Source organism: Synergistota bacterium, assembly GCA_021159885.1.
Taxonomy (GTDB): Bacteria; Synergistota; GBS-1; order GBS-1; family GBS-1; genus AUK310.
The window spans coordinates 1-22520 of the sequence record JAGHDO010000084.1; the positions used below are offsets into that span (position 1 = coordinate 1).

Below are 22520 nucleotides of genomic sequence, written 5' to 3' on the forward strand. Positions count from 1 at the left end.
GCATAATACCACCTCCTTGGTAAGAGGGGATTGGCGCTTCCGAACTTCGAGGAAAATATTGATATGAGGGAGAAAGAAGCGCTCTACCTTATAGAATAGCTTAGATTTTGAGGATTGTCAACATGAGGCGCGCTTTGTCGTATCCTGTATAATAATCTTGAGGGGTTTAACTTAGACAGGAGGGGGGATTGGGTCGTGAGGAGCATAAGGGCGAAGCTCATCGTGGCAGGGGTGGTTATTTCACTTCTGGCGGTGGGGGTAACGGTGTTTATCATATCGAAGCTCGCACTCGATAGTCTTGAAAAGGCCTATCTCTCGGAGGCAAAGGCAAGGGTAAGGGGGATTCTTGAGTTGTTCGAATCTCTTGGGAATACTAATATGGGAATGGCTAAGCTTATAGCCTCGAGCTCGAAGGTTAACGATGGTTTGAATCTTGGAGCCTCAGCGGGTAAAAAGGTAGCGGCGTTTATTATAGGTAGCTTTCTTAGTCCCATATATAAAGGTATAAGAAGTGAGGGAGTGGATTTCGTTGCTATATATGACGCTAAGGGAGAGCTCGTGATAGAGCAGGGGCTTAATGTGAAGGGTAAGGGTGCGATTCCAGAATCGAAGCCGGTCTTAAGCGTTCTTAAGGCACAAAAAAATTTTAAAACTGCTCTTAGGGGGGCGAAAGGATTAGAAGTAATAGCCTACTCTCCCGTTGGAAGGAAAGGAGTTGTTTTGGTCGGGACCGTTTTAGATGATGAGCTTCTCGATAAGATAAAGGGCGGTAAGCATATAACCATGAGCCTGTTTGATGCGAGCGGTAATAGAGTGGCTACAACTCTTGTTGTGAATGGTAAGCGGGTGAGGGAACCCATCCCCGAGTCTGCGAGAGAGCCCGTTTTAAAACAGGGGAAGGAGAGCATATTGGTGACCGAAATAGGCGGTATGCTTAAATTTGCCGCTCTTATTCCGCTGAAGGATTCTACGGGAAAGGTAGTGGGAGCTCTCGGTCTGGGAGTTCCGGGAGATGAGTATCTCGCGACGAGAGAGGGCTTGATATCTCGCGGGCTCATGGTTGGTGGGATTTTGATGGTTATCGTGATATTCATGTCTGTATTCATGGCTAATAGCATATCTAAGAGAATAGGGAAGATCGAAACGGCGGCTTCCAAGCTCGCTGAGGGAGACCTGACATATGAGATAGAGCATTTGGGTAAAGACGAAATAGGAATAATGGCAGATGCTCTTAACAAAGCGATCTCGTCTTTGAAAGAGCTTGTTATTAAGGTTAAGTCTGAGAGCGAGGAAGTAGGCAAGACATCTGAGAACGTCGAAAGGCTTGGTGAGAAGCTCCACGGTATGGTAGAAAGCGAGTATAGTGAGGTTACGAGCCTGCGTAGTAGCATAGAGAGCGCGGCGTCAGCTGCTGAGGAAACGAGCGCTGGCGTTGAGGAAGTGGCTTCCTCAGCACAAGCAGTCGCGGAAGCGGTTGGAAGGATAGAGGGTGAAGCCAATCGCGTGGTTGAGGCGGCTCGCGAGGGAGTAAGGCACGTTGATGAGACGGTTGAGGCGGTTGAGGTCGTTTTGGATAGCACTCGGGAGGTTTCTGAAGCTGTTGAGAGACTCACAGGTAGCTTGGGAGAGATAAGCGAGATAGCTAACAAGATAGGTACCATAGCGGATCAAACCAATCTTCTTGCCTTAAACGCGGCTATAGAGGCTGCTCGCGCTGGTGAGGCTGGAAAGGGATTTGCCGTTGTGGCTGAGGAAGTGAGAAAGCTCGCTGAGGAATCTAACGCAGCTGCTTCCGAGATAGGCGAGCTTTCCAGGAGAATGGTGGATGAGATGAGCAACCTTGAGGGAATGATGAATAAGGCTGAAGGAGCGGTAAAAAGTAGTGTCGATCTCGTAGAGAGAACCCGCGAGAGGATAGAGGATGTCATGAAAGCTATAGAGAAGGTTGGAGAAGACATAAAAGAGATAGTCAGTCTCACGGAGACGCAATCTGCGGCAAGCGAGGAGATGGCTGCTGCTATGGATTCTATAGTGAAGTCTGTTAGGGAAGTTATGGATATAATAAATGGCATAACACAGTCCGTTGAGGATCAGAGAAACGTTTCCACAGAGCTTAAGGATATAGGTACTAAGTTGAGGCAGGAAGCCGATGATCTTGGCAAGATACTTGAGCGCTTTAAGGTGGAGGAAAGCGATGTAAAAGGAATAGCTCCGAGAGGTTGATGAAAGTTGCTATTTCTTAAGAGCTTGAATCATGCATTTGTTATAAGCTTTTTCGTAATTAACATGATGATAATAACCGATTATGCGAACCTCCTCTCTGCGGGGAGGTTCTCTTCCTTTCTTCAGGGGAGGAGGTTCGCGAGCTATATTATAGCCTCATTTCTCGGAGCTCTCCCGGGTTGTTTAGGTCCCTTTATGGTCGTTTCGCTTTATATGCATGGCTTTGTGAGCTTCGGAGCGCTGGTTGGAACCATGATAGCTACCTCGGGAGATGAGTCATACCTTATGCTTGCTCTATTTCCAAGACGAGCGATTCTTATTTTCTTACTGCTTTTCCTTTGTGGTATCGTTTTTGGCTGGCTTTCTGATATTCTGATTGGGAGATTAAATATAGCTGTCTGTGATGCATGTGATTTTAGATGCTGTCTTGACTCTCCGCCTTCACTCATCGTTAAACCGCTCTTTAAGCCCTTTAGAAAATTTTCACTAAGAAGACACGGTGCTTTTCTGCTGATAGCGATTCTACTGTTGCTTCTGCTTCTTCATCCTGATATAGAGCTTTGGATGAAATTTACCTTTCTTGGCGTGGGGACGTTTTCTCTTTTTGTTTTGGCCACTGCCTCAGATCACTATGTTGATGAGCATGTTATAAGACACGCTCTTCTTACGCATGGCTGGAAGGTTTTTCTGTGGACATTTGGTTTTCTTCTTCTTCTTAATTTTCTGACAAGCAGATGGGATGTGGTGGCGTTCTTTAAGGAACGCTCACATTTTATCTTTGCTTCAAGTGCGCTCGCGGGAATAATACCTGAATCAGGACCGCATATGTTTTTCTCCTTTGCTTATGCTAAGGGGCTCATTCCGTTTTCGATTCTCTTCGTTAACTCCTTCGTGCAGGATGGGCACGGTCTTCTTCCCTTGCTTTCTCATTCTCTCAAGGATGCGGCTATTGTAAAGCTCTTGAATTTAATTTTCGGTGTAGTAGTGGGGGGACTCTTTTATATTTTGGGTTTCTAATAGCGGGGGTCTTCCTAAAACTGATTTTATGTGTTATAATATATCACGCTTGTAGCAAGTGGGCCCGTAGCTCAATTGGCAGAGCCGCCGGCTCATAACCGGTAGGTTGGGGGTTCGAGTCCTCCCGGGCCCACCATTTTTTTATTCCTCGTTCTTGATCTTCTGCTTTTCCTCTTTTTCGCGATGTTTTCAGATTAAAATCTTTTCTGTTCCGCTCTCCGTGTGTTAAAATAGAATGGCTTTTAAGGGAAATAGACCATTTTAGGGAGGAAGAGAGACTTGAAGCACACGGAGCTTATCGATCTTATTGAGGAGGCGTTTCCTTCCAGCCTCGTGGAGGGATGGGATAATTCCGGCTTGCAGATAGGACCGTTCGATTCGGAGATAAGGCGCGTTGGGGTGGCATTGAATCCATCGTTTCATTCCATAGCATCAGCTGCAGAAAGCAACTGTGATTTTCTCATAACCCACCATCCTCTCTTTTTCTGCCCACTAAAGCGTATAGATCTCTCAACCCCCGTTGGTAAAAGCGTTTCACTTGCACTGTGTAATCGCATTACGGTTTACTCCCTTCATACTCCGTGGGATTCAGCAGTGGGGGGAGGAAACGATTTCTGGGCGGATCTGCTTGGGCTTCAGAATAGAGCTCCCATAGTTCCAGCTCCTGCTGATCCGAGAGCTGGAATGGGAAGGATAGGAGAGATAGGCGAGATCTCCTTTGAGGAGATCGTTTCTCACTTAAAAGATAGCGTTTCCTTTCTTATTCCGGTATTTGCAGGGAGGGAGCGCATTTCGAAAGTTGCTGTATGTATGGGAAGCTGTGGAGATCTCTTGGGAAGGGTGCGAGAGCTATCAGCTCATCTATTTATAACCGCTGATTTAAAGTATCATCAGATACTCGAAGCAGTTAGCTTTAAGATTAATCTCATCATAATGAGCCATCATGAGATGGAGGAAAGAACCTTGCCTAAGCTTGCCGACCATGTGAGAAAACTTGCCCCTGAGCTGGACGTGCAGGTTATACTGGAGAGGGATCCATTATCAGGATGAAAGTCAGAATTTTTTCAGATGGAGCTTCTCGGGGCAATCCCGGAGAGGCTTCAATAGGGGTTGTTATGGAATATGAAGATAAAGGGAAGAAAATTAAGGAAAGATATGGTTGCTATATAGGAGAAACCACAAACAACGTTGCTGAGTATCTTGCCTTGATCTCCGCTCTCAGACTTGCTAAGGAGAGGGGAGCTGAGGAGGTGGAGATTTTCGTGGATAGTGAGCTTGTTTACAAACAGATAATAGGAGTTTATATAGTTAGGAGCCAGAAATTGAGGGGACTTTTCATGGAGGCTAAGGAACTCGCTGAATCGTTTAGGGAGTTTTCGATTCATCATCTCCCGAGAAGAATGAACAAGGAAGCGGATTCGGTTGCGAATACCGCTTTGAGACTGTATAGAATGGTTAAGGTAAGAGCTTGAAGAGAAGGGGGGGCTTATCTTGAAGAGGGTTTTAAGTGGGATGCGTCCCACGGGCAAACTTCACTTGGGGCATTTGGTCGGAGCCCTGAGGAACTGGGTGAGCTTTCAGGATAAGTATAGGTGTTATTACTGTATAGTTGACTGGCATGCCATGATGTCGGAATACGCTGATCCCTCTAAGCTTAAGGAATATATATTGGATATGGCTCTGGACTGGTATGCCGTGGGCATAGATTTTGAGAAGAGCATAGTTTTTATTCAATCTGAGGTTCCGGAGCACGCGGAGCTTCATCTTGCCTTGTCAATGATAACCCCAGTTTCCTGGCTTGAGAGAAACCCGACCTATAAGGAGCAGATGAAGGAAATAAAAAATAAGGATTTATCTACTTATGCCTTTTTGGGGTATCCGGTTCTCCAAGCTGCGGATATATTGATATACAATGCCCACTACGTTCCAGTTGGTGAAGATCAGGCTCCGCATCTTGAGCTCACGAGGGAAATAGCACGTAGGTTTAACTATTTCTATGGTGATGTTTTCGTTATTCCTGAAGCTATATTCACCCCTATTCCCAAGATTCTTGGAACCGATGGTAGAAAAATGAGCAAGAGCTATAATAACTACATTGGTGTAACTGAGGATCCATCATCGGTAGAGAAAAAGGTTATGACGATGATGACCGATACGCGCAGGATGAGGAGAAGCGATCCCGGGGTTCCTGAGGATTGTCCCGTTTTTTATCTCCACAAGGCTTTCAACGAGAGCGAGGAGGAAATAAGAGAGATCTCTGAGGGATGCAGAACCGCTTCTATAGGCTGTGTTGATTGTAAGAGGATACTCCTTAAGCATCTTATTCCAACCCTTGAGCCGTTTAGAAAGAGGAGGAGCGAATACGAGAATAAGAGAGAGGAGCTCATAGAGGTTCTTCATGAGGGCGCGAGAAAGGCAAGAGAGTTTACCGTGAGCATGATGGAAAAGGTAAAGGAAGCGATGAAGATAGCTTGGTAGCATGAAAGTTAGACTCAATAAGTTTTTAGCTCAATGCGGTATAGCTTCTCGAAGAAAGGCAGAAGAGCTCATCTTAAGCGGAAGAGTTAGGGTAAACGGTAGAGTTGTGAAAGAGCTTGCATTTTTCGTTAATTCTGAGAAGGACGAAGTTAAAGTTGGGAGTAAATTGGTTAAGCCTGAAAGGAAAGTTTATATAGTGATGAACAAGCCTATTGGATATGTATGTGCCGTTGAGGATAGGTGGAATCCCACCGTTATAGATCTGGTTAAAGAGGTAAAGGAACGGATTTATCCGGTGGGAAGGCTCGATTTAAGGAGTGAAGGGTTACTAATAATTACGAATGATGGAGAGCTGACGCATCTTCTAACGCACCCCTCGGGTGAGATAAAGAAGACATATCTCGTTAAGACGGACAGACTACCTACCGAAGCTGAGCTTAGAATACTCAGAGACGGTGTTCCACTTGATGATGGTTTGACCTCTCCTGCGAAGGTGAAGGTTCTTCCAAGTGGATGGATTCAGATAACGATTGGAGAGGGCAGAAAAAGAGAGGTCAGGAGAATGTTCGGCTATCTTGGGATCAGAGTTAAGCGGCTTAAGAGGATAGCCATAGGTAAGATGCGATTGGAGAAGCTTGATGAAGGAAAATACAGATTTTTTAACAAAGATGAGCTTTTGCACATGATATATAGAGGTGGTGTGGTATAATGTTTTTGAATGGTGTATTTTTTAAAGTTCTGCTCTTTGGAGGAGGTAATATCTATTGGCGGTAGATAGCATGATTATGCAGCGGATTCTGGCAAAGGTTGACGAGATACCTCCTCTTCCGCATGTTGTGGTTAAGGCTCTTAAGGCTTTAAACGATCCTAAAAGCAATTCCTCAGATATCGCTAAGATAATATCGCAGGATGAGGGACTTACAGCCAAGATATTGAAGCTTGCCAATTCGGCTTATTATGGCTTTCCGAGAAGCATAGGGACCCTAGGTGAGGCTATAACCGTTTTAGGATATAAGACGGTGAAGTCGCTTATCTATGCTGCGGCTGCGCATGGGCACTTAAGCGGTGAGCTTAAGGGATATGCGATGGACAGAGGGGAGCTGTGGAGGCACTCGCTGGGCGTTGCGGTTGTCTCACGTGAGGTCGCTAAGATGGTCAAGTATAAGGATATAGAGCAAGCTTTCGTTGCAGGGCTCCTTCATGATATAGGCAAGATAGTCTTAAATCAATTTGTCCGCTTTGGTTTTACCCTTATTATGAAAAAGGTTGAGGTAGAGAAGGTTCCTTTTCATGAGGCGGAAAGGGATATACTCGGGTTTGATCATACCGATATAGGTGGAAAGATAGCTGAGAAGTGGAACCTCCCTAAGGAGCTTGTTGATTCCATATCTCATCACCATTCGCCTGAGAAAGCCGATGTCGATCCTCAGCTGACATCCATAGTTCATGTGTCAGATGCCATTTGCTTGATGCTTGGATGGGGACTGGGGGCGGATGGTCTTCTCTATCCGCTGAGCGAGATAGCTCTTGAAAATCTTGGCGTCGAAAATATAGATGACTTTATAGCGGTAGCGAGCGATGCTCTCTTTCAGGAAGATCTCTTCTCAGCCCTTTCTTAAAGGAGGGGTATAGAAGTATTGATAATAGCGATAGATGGTCCTGCCGGTAGTGGGAAAACTACGGTTGCCAAGCTGGTTGCAAAAAAGCTTGGTTTTTTTTACCTCGATACCGGTGCCATCTACAGAAGCCTCACCTTGAAGCTCCTACGAGAGGGTATTCCTCTCACTGATCTCTCAAAAGTGGTAAAAATCGCTCGGGATATGAAGCTGGAGTTTCAAGGGGAGAGAGTTTTTCTCGATGGGAAAGATATCACCGAAGATATAAGAGATCCAAATGTAGATAGAAACGTTTCCTTAGTAGCTAAAGTAGCTGAAGTGAGGGATTTACTTCTTCCCCTTCAAAGGAGACTCGTTGAGGGTAGGAATGCGGTGGTCGAGGGCAGGGATATGGGGACCGTTGTCTTTCCGAAAGCAGAGTTAAAGGTTTTTTTAACGGCATCAGTCGAGGAGAGAGCGAAACGCAGGTGGAAGGAGCTTTCCTCAAAGGGAAAAAAGGTATCGTTTAGAGAAGTACTTGAAAATCTTAAAAGAAGGGACAAAATAGATTCCGAGAGAGAAGTTGCTCCGCTTAGGAAATCTGCTGATGCGGTCGAGATAGATACGACGAAAATGAGCGTGGATGAGGTTGTTGGGGAGGTAGTTCGCCTTGCTTTACGGCGTATTAAAGGCTCTGGCGTTTTTTCTGCTTAAAGCTGGATTCGCTATAGAAATAAGGGGGAGAAGTTATGTTCCTGAGAAAGGAGGGCTCATAGTAGTTTCAAATCATTGTAGTAATATGGATCCGGTCATAGTTGGTGCAGTGCTTCCACGTAAGCTTTATTACATGGCGAAAGAGGAGCTTTTTAAAGTTCCTTTCCTGAGAAAGCTTATAATTTCGCTTGGTGCGTTTCCGGTTAGAAGAGGAGAGGGGGATGTAAGGGCTTTGTCTAAAATAGTCGATCTCGTGAAAGATGGAAAGGCAGTTTTGCTCTTCCCGGAAGGCTCGAGATCTGAAAACGGTATGGTGAAAAGATTCATGCATGGTGCTTCCTATGTTGCTCTTAAAGCTCAGGTTCCGGTGCTTCCTGTTGCGATAAAAGGAAGTTTTGAGGCAATGCCTCGTGGAAGTGCTTTTCCAAAGCCGACTAAAATAAGAGTAGAAGTTGGTAAGCCCATGTTTATCAAACGGGAAAAGGGAAAAGTCAAGGAGGAGATATATAGGTTTACCGAGGAGATGAGGGAGATCGTTTGCGGGCTTCTTGATAAAGCCGGTAAAACATGAAAGGCGTGCTTGTTTCTTTAATACCGCCATCTTCTAACGCTCTTGAGATAGAAGAGCAGTTAGAAGAGCTTAAGGAGCTCTTCAGAACGTGGGGTGGAAAGGCGGTTGCAATACTGACTCAGAGACGTAAGCCTGACCCTGCATTTCTTCTGGGGAGAGGTAAGGTAGAGGAACTTAAGGAGCTTCTTGAAAGGAGTTCAGCACAAATTGTTGTCTTTAACGATGATCTTTCTCCGCGTCAGCAAGCTAATCTTGAAAGGGCTCTGGGAGAGGGAATTAGAATCATGGATAGGACTCAGCTTATAATAGAGATATTTGCCAGAAGAGCTAAAACGGCAGAAGCTAAGCTTCAGGTTGAGCTGGCCCGCTTGACATATGAGCTAACCAGGCTAAGAGGAAGGGGTAGGGAGCTTTCAAGGCTTGGTGGTGGTATAGGTACGAGGGGTCCAGGCGAGCAGGAAATAGAAGCTGAAAGAAGACGCATAAAGGAGCGTATATCTCGCCTTAGGGAGAGGCTTGAAGAGGTTAGGGGCAGGAGGGATATACAAAGAAAAAGAAGGAAGAGGGCTGGAATATTTCAGGCTTCCATAGTAGGATATACCAATGCTGGAAAATCAACGCTTTTATCAGCTTTAAGTGGTGAAGATGTCTATGTGGAGGATAAGCTGTTCGCAACTCTTGATCCATTAACGAGGAGGATTCGTCTTCCTTCAGGGAGAGGAATCCTCTTAACCGATACGGTTGGTTTCATAAGAAAGCTTCCACATCATCTCGTTGCTGCTTTCAGGGCTACCCTTGAGGAGGTTAGAGAGTCGGATGGTTTGCTTCATGTAGTTGACATATCTTCCTATGATTTTTTCAAGCAAATAGATTCTGTAAATGGTGTATTAAAGGGATTAAGGAGCTTGGAAAAACCAACCATAATGGTTTTTAACAAAATAGACAAGCTTAGCAGGGATGAGCTTGAGTCGTTGAAGGCGAGGATAGGAAATCGATACGGAGATGCCGTATATATCTCTGCCTTAAAGAGGCTAAATCTCGAGGGTCTATATCAGGCGATGGAGAGGTGGCTTTGAGCTGGAGGAAAAGGGAACGCTACTGAGCATGACGGGATATGGAAGGGGAGAGAGCGAGGGAGAGGGGATAAGATGCATAATTGAGCTTTTTTCTGTTAATCATCGTTTCTGCGATATAAGCGTTAGACTTCCCAAGAACCTATTGGCGCTTGAGGTGAGAATAAGGGACTATTTGAGGGCAAGGATCAGGAGGGGTAAAATCAGTGTTGTGGTCAGCTTTCGATATCTGGAAGGCTATATTCCGGAGATAATGCTTAACAGGCCACTTGCCAAGCGATATTATGAGATGCTTAATGAGCTTAAAGACGAGCTTAAGCTTTTAGATGAGATAAGACTTGATATACTTATGAAGCTACCGGACCTGTTTAAGGTTACCGAGATAACGGAGGACGTTGAGAAGATATGGCCTTTAGTTGAAAAAGCACTTACGGAAGCTGTAAGCGGTATGATGGAGATGAGAGAAAGGGAGGGAGCTTTTCTCGCTAAGGATCTTAAGGAGCGCTTAAGAAGCCTTTTTTCGCTTTCGGAAGAAGTGGAAAGGAGGTGTTTGGAGCTTAGGGAGGCAATTCCTCAAAAGCTTAGGGAGAGGGTGGAGGAGATACTGAGAGACGTCTCCGTAGATGAGGATAGGTTGCTTGCCGAGATAGCCCTTTTTCAGGAAAGGAAAGACGCTACCGAGGAAATAGTCAGATTTAGAAGTCATCTTGAGCAATTCTCGAAGATGCTTGATAAAGGCAGTCCTATAGGTAGGAAGATGGATTTTCTCATTCAGGAGATGTTGAGGGAGATAAATACTCTCTCCTCTAAGGCTGGAGAGGTAGAAATATCAAGGCTTGTTGTTGAGATGAAAGCGGAGCTTGAGAGAATAAGGGAGCAAGTTCAAAATATAGAGTGAGGTGATATCTTTTATGGGGTTAAAGCTTATAAACGTTGGATTTGGGAACGTGGTCGTGGCTAATAGAATAGTGGCGATCGTGAGTCCTGGATCCGCTCCGATAAAGCGCATGAAAGAAGCGGCGCGGGAGAAGGGGAAACTTATAGATGCAACGTGTGGGAGAAGGACTCGCGCCGTTATAATAACCGATAGCGATCACATAATACTTTCAGCTATTCAACCAGAAACGGTAGCAAACAGAGTGTTGGAGGAAAACGAAAAGGAGAATGGCTCAAAATAAGGGTAAGCTTTTTGTCATTTCGGGACCCTCTGGAGCAGGTAAGGGGACGTTAAGAAGAGAGCTCTTTAAGAGGGTCCCTAATTTGGTATATTCGGTCTCCGTGACTACGAGAAAGCCCCGCGCGGGAGAAAGAAATGGGGTAGATTATTTCTTTATCTCTGAGGAGGAGTTTGAGAAAATGAAAAGGAATGGTGAGCTCCTCGAATGGGCCCAAGTTCATGGCAATCTCTATGGAACGCCGAGAAAATTTGTTGAAAGCAAGCTAAGCGAGGGTAAAAGCGTTGTCTTGGAGATCGATGTTCAGGGAGCTCTTCAGGTAAAAAGGAGCTTCCCTGAAGCGGTATTGATATTCATTCTTCCTCCCTCGGAGGAGGAGCTTTTTCGAAGACTGAAGAAAAGAGGAACCGAAACGGAGAGCGAAATGGAATTACGCCTTAAAAACGCACAGTGGGAAATGAATAGAATGGATGTCTATGACTATGCCGTCGTTAACGATGATATTGAGAAGGCATCTGAGGAGCTCGTTAAGATAGTAAAAAGTGAGATATATGGGCGCGATGCGGGAGGTGATTCCTAATATGTTTTATCCCTGTGTGGAGGATGTGATGAAAAAAACTGGCATAAAGACACACTATCTTCTGACGCTTATAGCGGCGAAAAGGGCGAGGGTTATAAGCATGGATCCCTCAAGGAGAGTTATAAACGCTGAGGCGATAAAACCGCTATCGGTAGCCTTGAGGGAGATAGAGCAGGGGTTGGTAGAATGGGAGCTACCTTCAAAAGCTTCCTCCAAGAAAGAAGGATAATTTTAGGGATTTCAGGGAGCATATCTGTATATAAGGCGGTTGAGCTCTTAAGACTTCTTCAGTCGGGAGGAGCAAAAGTCAAAGTTATCTTGACCGAGGGGGCATGCAAGTTCGTAAGTCCGCTTCTTTTCTCACCCTTTTCTGAGGGAGTTTACTCTCCTTCATCTTACTTTTCTGGGGGTACTCCTCATGTGGATCTTGCTTCTTGGGGGGAAGCTTTGATCGTTTATCCTGCCTCAGCCGATTTTATGTCGGCGGTTCGTGCGGGAAGAGCTGATGGTTTACTTGAGACGGTATATATGGCTTTCAGAGGTCCCAGGATTATCGCTCCTGCGATGAACTGGAGAATGCTTTCGAGTGAAAGTATAACGCGAAATCTTAGAATTTTAAGGGAAGAAGCGTCTATTTTGGAACCCGAAAGCGGATTTTTAGCATGTGGTGAAACCGGTAAAGGAAGGCTCGCTTCCCCAGAGAGAGCATTCTTTGAGCTGGAGAAGGCTTTGTATGAGCCTAAAGCTTTGCAAGGACTTCGTATCCTTGTGAGTGCTGGCCCTACTAAGGAAAACATCGATCCGGTGAGGTTCATATCGAATCCATCTTCAGGTAAGATGGGCTTTTCGGTTGCTTATGTTGCCAGGCTTATGGGAGCAGAGGTGGACTTAATCAGCGGTCCTGTTTCCCTTTCTCCTCCACCGGGAGTTAAGTTGTACCGCGTTGAGACGACCGGAGAGATGTTCGAGATAGCGCTTGAGCTTTTTCCGGAATCCTGTATAACCATTAAATCGGCTGCGGTGCTGGACTTTAGACCGAGATTTCGCTCGTTTTCTAAAATAAAGAAGGAAGGCAAAGATAGTCTATTATTGGAACTCGTTAGGAATCCTGATATACTTCAAGAGCTTGGCAAGCTCAAGAAGAAGGGGCAAGTTCTGGTTGGTTTTGCCCTTGAAACGGAAAATATTTATAAAAACGCGCACAGAAAGCTAAGGGAGAAGAATGCGGATCTCATGGTTGTAAATAGTGCCTTTAAGGGGTTTCAGGGGGATGAGAACGAGGTAGCTTTCGTATATCCCTCTGGGATTGTGAGGTTTCTTCCAAGAGCCCACAAGAAGAGGATAGCGGAGGAGATACTTAAGGAAGCCAATGACATACGTCTTAAATGTCGCAGTTGAGCGTCCTATATATCTTCCTCTTTCCTATCGCTATGATAGAAAGCTTAAGGTAGGAGTTAGAGTGAAGGTCCCTGTAGGGAAGTCCATCGCACGAGGGTGGGTAATTTCCACTGGTGGTGAGTTTAAAAGAGATGATTTAAGGTCGGTTTCTGAAGTTATAGATAGGGTTCCTCCTCTACCGCGGAACTTCTTTAGGCTTGCTGAGCTCATCTCATGGAAGTATTGCTATCCTCTTGGGTTAAGCCTCAAGATGCTTTTTCCTTATGACTATCTTTCATCCTTTGGAGAAGCTGGTTTTAAGGTGAGTTATCCCCTTTTTAAAAAAGTGCTCGTTGGGGGAAGAAAGGAAAGGTCGAAGTTTTATAGGAGCCTTATAGCCGATGTCTTGGAGAGAGGGGGTAAAGTTCTTTTTATAGCTCCTCAGGTGGAGGATCTTGAACATTGGGCTGATGAGCTTTCCTTTAAAGAAAGGACTTTTTTCTGGCATGCTCATATGGGAAGGAGGGAGAGAAAGCTTTCTTGGGAGGTAGCTAAAAGGGATGAAGAAGCTTTATTTATAGGTACGTCTTCTGCTTCACTTCTTCCCTTAAGGTGTTTATCTCTCGTCATAATTGAGGATGAAGGTAACCCTTACTTAAGAAGGATATTAAGGCCTTATATCCACGCGCGGGATGCCATTTTACTAAGGGGTAAAGTGGAAAGCTATTCTATGGTCCTTGGGAGTCCCATCCCAAGCACTGAGGCTTATGAGCTTGTAGTTCAAAATGGATGGGGGCTCCTTGAGCTTCCGAGGGGGCGAAAACCAGTTTATAAAATAATGGATCTGAGGAAAACCAAAACTAAGGCTTTTCTATCCCTGTCAGTTTTCAGAAGGGTGAAGGCAAACCTTAGACACGGTAAGAGGAGCATAATTCTTCTGAATAGAAAAGCTTATGCGTCTTATCTTAAGTGTGAGGAGTGTGGGTACGTGCCAGAGTGTCCGAGATGTGAAATTCCTCTCTCCTTTTACAGGGATGAGAAGAAACTCAAGTGTTCTTATTGTGGATATGAGGTTTTCGTTTCGAACAAGTGTCCAAATTGTGGTGGTTTTTTCCTTAGAGAGGGTGCTCCAGGAATCGAGCGGGTCGAAGTAGCTTTAACGAAGGAGCTTGGAAGTGTTTTCAGATGGGATGCTGAGACGGAAACGTTTGATGAAAAAGCTCTTGTCGTGCTCGGAACGCAAAGGGTTCTTCAAGCGAAAGTTATGCGGGGCGTTTCTCTCGCCTGTTTGCTTCTTGCGGATACGCTTATTTACAGATCGAGCTACAGGGGTGAGGAGGAAACGGTGAGGATGATATATTCGCTTGCGGATTTCTCACCGGATGAGCTTTATGTTCAAACTTATATACCGGGTCATCCAGCTTTTAAGGTCTTTAAAGATGACTCTTGGAAGGAGTTTCTCGAAAGTGAGCTTGCTAAGAGAAGAGAGCTTTCCTATCCCCCCGCTTCAAGTGTGGCTCTTTTAGTAGCTGTGGGTAGGAGTGAATCTGTATTGAGAGAGAAGCTTAAAGAGGCGGGGAGATTTCTTAAAGACAGAGGGTTGGAAGTTCTGGGACCTCTGAGAAAAGGAGCCCAGGGTGGAAGATTATCGCTGTCTCTGCTTCTTAAGGGAAAGAAGGGAGAGCTTCAGGATAAGGTTTGGAAGCTTATCTTTGAAGGGAAGCTCAGGCTTACGCAAAATTTTTACCTTTTAGTGGATCCTCCGGAGGTGTAGATGATGGGCTTGCCCGTGGTTGCCATAGTTGGAAGACCTAATGTTGGGAAATCAACTCTGTTTAACAAAATAATAGGAGAGAGAAAAGCCATAGTGGGAGATCGGCCTGGCATCACCCGCGATAGAATATATGGGATAGGAGAATGGCTTGGCAGGAAATTTTGGCTCGTGGATACCGGGGGGGTTCTCATTGGAGAAAGGGACCCTGTCTGGGAGGGCGTAAGAGGGCAGGTCTTGAGAGCAGTTGAGGAAGCAGATGCGGTGCTATTCGTGGTAAGCGGTAGGGATGGACTCCTTCCAGCGGATGAGGAAGTAGCAGAGGTGTTAAGAAGAATGAGAAAAAAGACGGTTCTCGTTGTTAATAAGATAGATGACGAGAAACATGAGAAACTTGTCTCTGACTTTTTCGCCCTTGGTATGGGAGATCCTGTACCAGTTTCAGCAGAATCTAAGAGAAACCTTGATGAGGTTCTCGATAGGCTTTTGGAGATTCTCCCTGAGGTTAAGGAAGAACCAATGCTTGAAGGGGTGATAAGGGTTGCCATACTTGGAAGGCCTAACGTTGGTAAATCATCTCTTTTTAATCTTCTATCTGGCGAGGAAAGGGCGATAGTTTGTGAAGAGCCGGGAACGACGAGAGATTCGGTTGATAGTATAGTCAGGCATGGGGATAGGGAATATTTGTTTGTCGATACTGCTGGGTTAAGAAGGCGATCTAGGATAAAGGACAGCATTGAGTACTATAGCACGTTAAGGTGTCTGCGGGCTCTTGAGAGAAGCGATGTTGCGATTCTTATGCTCGATGCTCTTGAACCGGCAACGATGCAGGATAAGAGAATAGCAGGAATGGTAGAGGAAAGAGGTAGAGCTTTAATAATTGCGGTAAACAAGGTGGATCTTTTACCCGGCTATGATCCGGAGGCTTTTAGAAGCTTTCTTCTAAAGGAGTTCTATTTCGTGAGCTATGCACCGATTTTGTTTATTTCTGCTAAGACCGGTTATAATGTGGAGGAGCTCTTTCCAGCGATAGACAGGGTTTACTCGAGCTGGAGAACAAGGATACCGACTTCTCAGCTAAATAGGGTTTTAGAAGAAGCTCTTTACTTCTCTCCTCCCCCTTCTGATAAAAGGGGTAGGAGGTTGAAAATATATTTCATCTCTCAGAAAGGAGAAGCTCCTCCTCTGTTTGAGCTTTCCGTAAACTCTCCGGAGCTGGTGAAGAAGTGTTATCTTTCCTATCTTGAGAAACGCTTTAGGGATGTTTTTGGCTTCGAAGGCACTCCTGTGAGGTTTCGACTAAGGAGGCATTAGGTCTTGAGGAAGACTATAGCCGTTGTCGATGACGAGGAGGATATAGTTGAACTAATATCCTATAACTTGAAGAGAGAGGGGTTTGATGTTAGGGGCTTTTACGATGGAGAGAGCTTTATCTCTTCCCTGAAATCCTTTTATCCTGACTTGGTTATTCTTGACCTCTTGCTTCCGGGCATGGATGGATTTGAGGTGTGTCGTTATATAAGAAGGGATGAGCGTCTTTCGAGGATACCGATAATAATGCTTAGCGTTAAGGATAGCGAGATCGATAAGGTTGTCGGACTCGAGCTTGGGGCTGATGACTATTTGACTAAGCCTTTTAGTACTCGTGAGCTGATAGCGCGGGTTAAAGCGGTTCTTAGAAGGTATGGTGTAGCTGGGGTTAATAAGGCAAGCTTGATAAAGAGAGGCTCTCTTCTGGTTGATCTTGAAACCATGGAAGTGACGCTCAGTGGTAGGAGAATAGAGCTGACTCCCATAGAATTCAAGCTCCTCGTGGTATTTCTTCAGAACCCTGGCAGAGTCTTTACGAGAGAAGATCTGCTTGAGAAGCTCTGGGGAGGTAAGTTCGTTGTGGATCGTACCGTTGATGTTCACATAAACAATTTGAGAAAGAAGCTTGGTGAGGCGGGAAAAGCAATTAAATCCCTGAGAGGAGTAGGTTATAAGCTTGAGAGATAAATCTCTCTGGTTTTTCCTATTTTTATCCCTTTTCTTGATTGTTTTTCCCCGCTTTGATAGCCCCGCAGGGAGAGCTCTCCTTCTTGCTTCTGTGTTCTTCACCTTTTTAGGTGTAGATCTCTACCGGGGAAGGCGTTTAAGACGGATTATCAGTTTGCTTAGAAGGTTAGGAGTTGGTGATTTTAAAGCGAGGATTTTTGTGGCGAGTAGAGATGAAATAGGGGAGCTCTCTAAGGAGGTAAACGAGATAGCGCGTCATCTGGAGCATATCTCTTCTGAGCTTTCGCTAAGGGAAGGAGAAATCGAGGGCTTATTTCGCGTGGTCAAGGACCCGCTTCTCTTTCTCGACGAGATTGGCAGAGTAAAAATGGCTAACATTTCTTTCGCGAAGCTCATTGGTGAAAGGGAAGGCAGAAACCTTAAGGGTAGATGGTATTGGGAGGTAGTTAAGGAACGCTCGCTCTTTAAGCTCGCGGAGCTGGCTCGCGATGGCGTTGGGATCGATGGTATGGAATTGGTCTTGGGCGATGAGATATACCTTGCGACTGTCATTCCTCTTAAAAACGGAAGCTTGATATATATGAAGGATATTACAGAGAGAGCCCGCTTAAGAAGTATGGAGTCGGACCTTATATCCAGCATGGCTCATGAACTCAAAACCCCCTTGACTGCCATAAAAGGAGCGGTTGAGACCGTTGAGGAAACCGGCGATATGGATAGGAGGTTTCTTTCAATTATCAAAAGGCATACCGAAAGACTTATAAAGATAGTTTCAGATATGCTGACTCTTCAGCTGATTAAAAAGGGAGCAGATTTGAGCTTTGAAATGGTGAATTTAAGGGAGCTCGTTGAGGACGTATCCGTTCTCTTTGAAAAAGAGATGGAGCGTAAGGGGCTTGGTCTCGAAATTGATATTCCAGAGGATGCTCCTACCCTGAAAGGAGATCGGTTTATGCTTGAACGTGCTCTTATTAATCTCTTAGACAACGCTGTTAAGTACAATGTTGAAAAGGGAAGGATAAGGGTGACGGTGAGGTGGAATGAGAGTCGTTTAAAGCTTATAGTGGAGGATACCGGTATGGGAATTCCCCGTGAGCATATTCCGCGCATATTCGATAGATTCTATGTTGTGGATAAATCGCGATCACGCAAGCTTGGAGGCACAGGTCTGGGATTATCCATAGTCAAGGAAGCAGTTTTGCTTCATCGGGGAGAGATAGAGGTTGAAAGCAGCCCCGGTGAGGGAGCCAGGTTTACCCTCATCTTTCCTCTTTAAAGAAAACTTTAATTTTCCTTTAACCTCGCTTTGCAAACTTTCCTTAAAATTTTTCCTGCAAAAACGCTCTTAAAGGGAGGTGTTTCTCTTGAGAAGTTTCAGATTTGTCTTGGCGGTAGCCGTTATCGCCGTGTTCGCTCTCGTGGGAGGTTCTTGGGCTGTTGGGTCTGAAAAGATTAACATAGTGGGATCGACCACCGTCTTGCCTATAGCTCAGGCATGTGCAGAGAGGTTCATGGATTTGCATCCTGAGATCGATGTTTTCGTTAAGGGAGGAGGATCTGGCGTCGGAATATCCGCTCTGATCGATGGTACTTGCGATATAGCTGATGCATCGAGACCTATGAAACCCTCGGAGGTAATAAGAGCGAAAGCGAAGGGGATTAATCCGGTAGCTCATGTAATAGCTAAGGATGGAATCGCTGTGGTCATTCATTCCTCTAACCCTGTGAGCGCTTTGACCATTGATCAAATAAAGGATATATATGTTGGAAGGATCAGAAATTGGAAGGAGCTTGGTGGTAAAGATATGAAGATAATTGTGATATCGAGGGATTCTTCTTCGGGTACCTATGAGGTTTTTGAGCATCTTGTTCTTAAAGGGACTAAGATAAGAAAAGATGCGCTTTTAATGGCTTCTAACAAGGCGGTTGCGATGGCAGTGGCTAAAACGCCGGGAGCGATAGGTTATGTGGGATTGGGCTACCTTTCGAAATCCCTTAAAGCTCTTAAAGTAGATGGGGTTTATCCTACCCTTAAGACTGTTATAGATGGTTCGTATAAGCTCTCGAGGCCTCTTTTCATGTATACCAATGGAAGGCCTACGGGAGCAGTTAAAGAGTTTATAGATTTCGTTCTGTCTCCTGAGGGGCAGAGGATAGTTAAGGAGCAGGGGTTTGTTCCAATAGGACTAAAGGATTAAGATGAGGTTGAGAGAGAAAGCGATCGAGGCGCTTCTCCTCACATGCGCCTCGATCGCGATTCTCATCGTTTTCGGTATAGTTCTTATGCTCTTTATGGAAGGGATTCCCATATTCTATAAGGTATCCCTGTGGGACTTTATCTTTGGTGATGATTGGTATCCCACGTCTTCCCCTCCCGATTTTGGAATTCTTCCTCTTCTCGTGGGATCAGCCGTTATCACGCTGGGAGCTCTTATCGTTGGTGTGCCGTTGGGTCTGGGATCTGCTATCTATCTCTCTCAGATTGCGAGTCCTCGTGTGAGAGAGCTTTTAAAGCCCATTCTTGAGATATTAGCGAGCATTCCTTCTGTGGTTTATGGTTTCTTCGGTATGGCGTTTTTCGGACCGCTTGTTATGAACGTGTTTTCCGTTCCAGTGGGATTAAACGCATTCACTGCTTCTGTGATTCTTGGCGTGATGATAGTACCCACCGTTGCGAGCGTCGCTGAGGATGCGATGTCCTCCGTTCCGAGAGATCTTATCGAAGCGTCCTACGCTCTTGGAGCCACGAGGTGGAGAACCATAGTTAAGATCGTTATGCCCACTGCCTCATCTGGAATAATAACGAGCATTCTTTTAGGATTAGGGAGAGCTGCTGGGGAAACGATGACGGTTCTCATGGTAGCCGGTGGATCTCCCCAGATACCAAGATCCATATTTGATCCAGTCAGAACTATGACCGCTACCATAGCTGCTGAAATGGGGGAAGCTCCTGTGGGAAGTTCCCATTACCATGCGCTCTTTGCCATAGGGATGCTTTTGTTCTTTATCACTTTTGCTTTCAACTTCCTCGCTGAACGTTTTGCAAAAAGGAGGATATATCTATGATGTGGACGGTTCTTGAGGAGAAGGTAGCCCTCTTTATCCTTAGACTTGTCTTGCTGTTCGTTTTAACCTTTCTTTTCTCGCTTTTCTTTGTTATATGCGTTAATGGGGCTCAGGTTCTATCCATTTCCTTTCTGACCGAATTTCCGAGATGTGGAATTACAAAGGGAGGTATCTACCCTGCGCTTGTAGGAACGTTTTATCTTTCCATAGGATCCCTGCTTTTTGCATTTCCCCTTGGCGTGCTGGCAGGAATTTATCTTAAGGAGTATGCAAGGGAAACCTGGCTTACATACCTGATAAGAGCTTGTGTTAATACTCTCGCTGGTGTTCCCTCGGTCGTTTTTGGATTGTTCGGAATGGCATTTTTTCGTTAAGTGGCTTGGTTTCGGTGTTTCCCTCCTTTCCGGCATATTGACCTTGGGAATATTGATTCTTCCGGTCATAATAAGAACCACGGAGGAAGCTTTGAACAGTGTTCCTGCTGATCTTAAGGAGGCTGCATATGCCCTTGGAGCTACAAAATGGAGAATGATCAAGACGGTGGTTATACCAATGGCATTTCCGAGCATTCTAACGGGTGCTATCTTAAGCCTTGGTAGAGCGGCGGGTGAGACGGCACCCATCATGTTCACCGCAGCTGCGTTTTATTGCCGGCACACTCCCCGCTCTCTCTTCGACGAGGTTATGGCATTATCATATTTAATATATGGTTTGATGACTGAGGGAACTAAGCCCGAGTACCAGGTTCCGATCGCGTTTGGAACGGCTCTTGTGCTTCTCTTACTTGTTTTGGGTATCAGCGGTATAGGCATATTCCTAAGATACCGTTCAAGAAAGATGAGATGGTGATGTAGTCCTTCGCCTTCCGCTTTATATCGTTTTATATCTTTCTTGCTAAGATCGTGCGTATTTGATATAATGATTCCAAAACTCCAAGAATCATGTATCTTTTTCCCGTTGAAAACGATAAGGGGGTATTGGGAGGATGGGACTTATCGTATGGAAGTTCCTCGAGAAGGCGGAGCGTGCTATCCTCGTTATTGTCTCCATCACCGTGACCGTTATGGTCATGACGCAGGTTATCCTCAGGTATATCTTTAAGGCTCCAATCATGGGAACGGAAGAGCTCGCTACTCTTGTAGGGTGCTGGCTCTACTTTATAGGCGCAGCTCATGCTTCCCGCGAGAGGAGTCATATCAAAGCTGATGTCCTAAATGTCATAGTCAAGAACCCGAGGCGCATGCTCTGGATAAAATTTAGCGTTACGCTCTTTACACTCGTTATGACGAGCATATTTTCCAAATGGGCATGGAACTATATCCTTTGGTCTATCAAGACGCCGGAGTACTCTCCCTCTCTGAGGGTCCCCGTTATATACGCACAGATTTCTCTCTTTCTGTCAGCGGTTTTAATGGCTTTTTATACGCTTGTAGAGCTCATAGACTATACCCTTCAGCTTTTGGGTAAGAGACCTATGGAAGTTGCAAAGAGAGAGGAGGAGATCGGGTAATGCATATCGTAATTGATATTCTGATCCTTATAGTCACCATAGCCATAGGCGTTCCCGTGCCCTTCTGCTTCATGACAGCGGCTCTTTACATGGCGATGATTGCATTTCCTGATTTTTCCTTCCTAACCACCATAGGGTTCAGGGCTATGAACTCTATCACATTGCTTTCCATACCGTTTTTTATAACGGCTGGTATGCTGATGGGATCGAGCGGAATTGCAGAGAGACTCGTTAGCTTCGCTGAGGCTCTGCTTGGTAGACTACGTGGGGGATTAGGAGCTGCTACCATATGGGCGTGTGCCATCTTTGGGGCTATTTCTGGAACGGCTTCATCTGCTGTTGCCGCTATTGGTACCATAATGATTCCAAAGCTTGAGGAAAAGGGGTATCCTCGATATTATACTACCGCAATGGTGAGCTGTGCGGCCATTTTGGGCCAGCTTATACCGCCGAGCGTTCCCATGATCTTGTATGGTTGGGTTACTCAAACTTCCGTGACCGCGTGCTTCCTCTCGACCGTGATCCCCGGCATTCTGACTGCGACCCTCTATTCTATAATCAATTACTTTATGGTTAAAAAGCATTTTCCCATGGTTAAGGTTGAACCTCCGGTTCACGGCTTTGAGAAGGTCAAAATCGTGGCACGTGCCACGAGAAAAAGCATCTGGAGCTTGCTTATGCCGGTTATCATACTGGGAGGTATCTATAGCGGAGCCACCACCCCCACCGAGGCTGCTGCCGTTGCGGTTACCTACTCTGTGATAATAGGTTTCTTTGTTCATAAGGAGCTTAATTTCAGAACGTTTGCCAGATCGCTTTATACAGCGGCAACCACGAGCGGAGTCATTGTTCTGATGCTATTTTTCGTTACGATACTTGGCAGGCTTTATACGATGGAGCAGGTGCCCATGAAGATAGCTAACTTCTTGCTTTCCATATCTCACAATAAGTACGTTATATTGCTTATGATAAACGTTTTTCTGATAATAATCGGTATGCTTATGGATGATTTAAGCGGGACAATGCTTGTTGCTCCTCTGCTTCTTCCGTTAGCGGTGCGTATAGGAGTTCATCCAGTGCACTTCGCGGCTATCCTGGGGACTAATCTTGGGTTAGGTAATGTGACTCCGCCGACGGCGCCGATTCTCTACCTCGGAGGGCGTGTGGGAAGGGTTTCCTTCGATCAGTATATAAAACCGGCACTGGTCTTCATGCTTCTCGGAAACGTTCCCGTGATAATATTGACCACTTACTTCCCCTCCTTATCCATGTTTCTTCCTCGTTTAATTCTGGGGATCAGGTGAAGGAGGCAGGCGCGTCAGGGGGAAAGAAAGCAAGTAAAAATGGGGGGTGAAAGGAAAAGTGGGTAACA

General features: G+C 45.5%; 23 protein-coding genes, 1 tRNA gene and 1 pseudogene. All 25 read left to right on the forward strand.

The window, feature by feature from the left end:
- Positions 1-195 precede the first annotated feature (195 nt).
- The 25 genes and pseudogenes from J7M13_08275 to J7M13_08395 all read left to right on the forward strand — a co-directional run bounded on the left by J7M13_08275 (position 196) and on the right by J7M13_08395 (position 22452).
- A complete protein-coding gene (locus J7M13_08275) occupies positions 196-2223 on the forward strand; it encodes a methyl-accepting chemotaxis protein (protein ID MCD6363971.1) in 2028 nt (675 codons plus the stop codon).
- Positions 2224-2229: 6 nt separating this feature from the next.
- A complete protein-coding gene (locus J7M13_08280; GenBank protein MCD6363972.1) occupies positions 2230-3240 on the forward strand; it encodes an arsenic efflux protein in 1011 nt (336 codons plus the stop codon).
- Positions 3241-3300: 60 nt separating this feature from the next.
- Positions 3301-3376, forward strand: a tRNA-Ile gene (locus tag J7M13_08285).
- 143 nt (positions 3377-3519) lie between these two features.
- Positions 3520-4290, forward strand: a complete 771-nt coding sequence (locus J7M13_08290) for a Nif3-like dinuclear metal center hexameric protein (GenBank protein ID MCD6363973.1) — start codon at positions 3520-3522, stop codon at positions 4288-4290.
- Entirely contained in the window at positions 4287-4712 is a 426-nt protein-coding gene (locus J7M13_08295; protein MCD6363974.1) for a ribonuclease HI family protein, read from the forward strand. The genes J7M13_08290 and J7M13_08295 overlap by 4 nt, the downstream gene beginning before the upstream one ends.
- Before the next feature lie 16 nt (positions 4713-4728).
- Positions 4729-5718, forward strand: a complete 990-nt coding sequence (gene trpS / locus J7M13_08300; protein ID MCD6363975.1) for a tryptophan--tRNA ligase — start codon at positions 4729-4731, stop codon at positions 5716-5718.
- 1 nt (position 5719) lies between these two features.
- Positions 5720-6427: an rRNA pseudouridine synthase gene (locus J7M13_08305; GenBank protein ID MCD6363976.1), complete on the forward strand. Its 708-nt coding sequence runs from the start codon at positions 5720-5722 to the stop codon at positions 6425-6427.
- A gap of 70 nt (positions 6428-6497) precedes the next feature.
- Positions 6498-7337 (forward strand): HDOD domain-containing protein, encoded by an 840-nt coding sequence (locus J7M13_08310; protein ID MCD6363977.1) that lies wholly within the window; start codon positions 6498-6500, stop codon positions 7335-7337.
- Positions 7338-7355: 18 nt separating this feature from the next.
- Positions 7356-8027, forward strand: a complete 672-nt coding sequence (locus J7M13_08315; GenBank protein MCD6363978.1) for a (d)CMP kinase — start codon at positions 7356-7358, stop codon at positions 8025-8027.
- Complete coding sequence (locus J7M13_08320; protein MCD6363979.1) at positions 7984-8598, forward strand: 1-acyl-sn-glycerol-3-phosphate acyltransferase; 615 nt, start codon at positions 7984-7986, stop codon at positions 8596-8598. The genes J7M13_08315 and J7M13_08320 overlap by 44 nt, the downstream gene beginning before the upstream one ends.
- The gene (gene hflX / locus J7M13_08325) at positions 8595-9674 is read left to right on the forward strand and encodes a GTPase HflX (protein MCD6363980.1); all 1080 of its coding nucleotides are present in this window, start codon (positions 8595-8597) and stop codon (positions 9672-9674) included. Before J7M13_08320 ends, hflX begins: the two co-directional genes overlap by 4 nt.
- A gap of 28 nt (positions 9675-9702) precedes the next feature.
- Complete coding sequence (locus tag J7M13_08330) at positions 9703-10569, forward strand: YicC family protein (protein MCD6363981.1); 867 nt, start codon at positions 9703-9705, stop codon at positions 10567-10569.
- Positions 10570-10582: 13 nt separating this feature from the next.
- Entirely contained in the window at positions 10583-10849 is a 267-nt protein-coding gene (locus tag J7M13_08335) for a DUF370 domain-containing protein (protein ID MCD6363982.1), read from the forward strand.
- Positions 10836-11426, forward strand: coding sequence for a guanylate kinase (gene gmk, locus J7M13_08340; protein ID MCD6363983.1), 591 nt, complete (start codon positions 10836-10838; stop codon positions 11424-11426). The genes J7M13_08335 and gmk overlap by 14 nt, the downstream gene beginning before the upstream one ends.
- A gap of 1 nt (position 11427) precedes the next feature.
- Positions 11428-11655: a DNA-directed RNA polymerase subunit omega gene (rpoZ, locus tag J7M13_08345; GenBank protein MCD6363984.1), complete on the forward strand. Its 228-nt coding sequence runs from the start codon at positions 11428-11430 to the stop codon at positions 11653-11655.
- Complete coding sequence (gene coaBC / locus J7M13_08350; protein ID MCD6363985.1) at positions 11613-12824, forward strand: bifunctional phosphopantothenoylcysteine decarboxylase/phosphopantothenate--cysteine ligase CoaBC; 1212 nt, start codon at positions 11613-11615, stop codon at positions 12822-12824. Before rpoZ ends, coaBC begins: the two co-directional genes overlap by 43 nt.
- Complete coding sequence (gene priA, locus J7M13_08355; GenBank protein ID MCD6363986.1) at positions 12796-14577, forward strand: primosomal protein N'; 1782 nt, start codon at positions 12796-12798, stop codon at positions 14575-14577. The genes coaBC and priA overlap by 29 nt, the downstream gene beginning before the upstream one ends.
- 3 nt (positions 14578-14580) lie before the next feature.
- Positions 14581-15888, forward strand: a complete 1308-nt coding sequence (der, locus tag J7M13_08360) for a ribosome biogenesis GTPase Der (protein ID MCD6363987.1) — start codon at positions 14581-14583, stop codon at positions 15886-15888.
- Between the two features lie 3 nt (positions 15889-15891).
- Positions 15892-16572, forward strand: coding sequence for a response regulator transcription factor (locus J7M13_08365; GenBank protein MCD6363988.1), 681 nt, complete (start codon positions 15892-15894; stop codon positions 16570-16572).
- Between the two features lie 154 nt (positions 16573-16726).
- Complete coding sequence (locus J7M13_08370; protein MCD6363989.1) at positions 16727-17848, forward strand: ATP-binding protein; 1122 nt, start codon at positions 16727-16729, stop codon at positions 17846-17848.
- 88 nt (positions 17849-17936) lie between these two features.
- Complete coding sequence (locus tag J7M13_08375) at positions 17937-18770, forward strand: phosphate ABC transporter substrate-binding protein (GenBank protein ID MCD6363990.1); 834 nt, start codon at positions 17937-17939, stop codon at positions 18768-18770.
- Between the two features lies 1 nt (position 18771).
- Complete coding sequence (gene pstC / locus J7M13_08380) at positions 18772-19638, forward strand: phosphate ABC transporter permease subunit PstC (GenBank protein MCD6363991.1); 867 nt, start codon at positions 18772-18774, stop codon at positions 19636-19638.
- Positions 19638-20487, forward strand: a pseudogene (gene pstA, locus J7M13_08385) (phosphate ABC transporter permease PstA). Before pstC ends, pstA begins: the two are co-directional and overlap by 1 nt.
- A gap of 136 nt (positions 20488-20623) precedes the next feature.
- On the forward strand, positions 20624-21148 hold the full coding sequence (locus J7M13_08390) for a TRAP transporter small permease subunit (protein MCD6363992.1): 525 nt from the start codon (positions 20624-20626) through the stop codon (positions 21146-21148).
- The gene (locus tag J7M13_08395) at positions 21148-22452 is read left to right on the forward strand and encodes a TRAP transporter large permease (protein MCD6363993.1); all 1305 of its coding nucleotides are present in this window, start codon (positions 21148-21150) and stop codon (positions 22450-22452) included. The genes J7M13_08390 and J7M13_08395 overlap by 1 nt, the downstream gene beginning before the upstream one ends.
- Positions 22453-22520 lie beyond the last annotated feature (68 nt).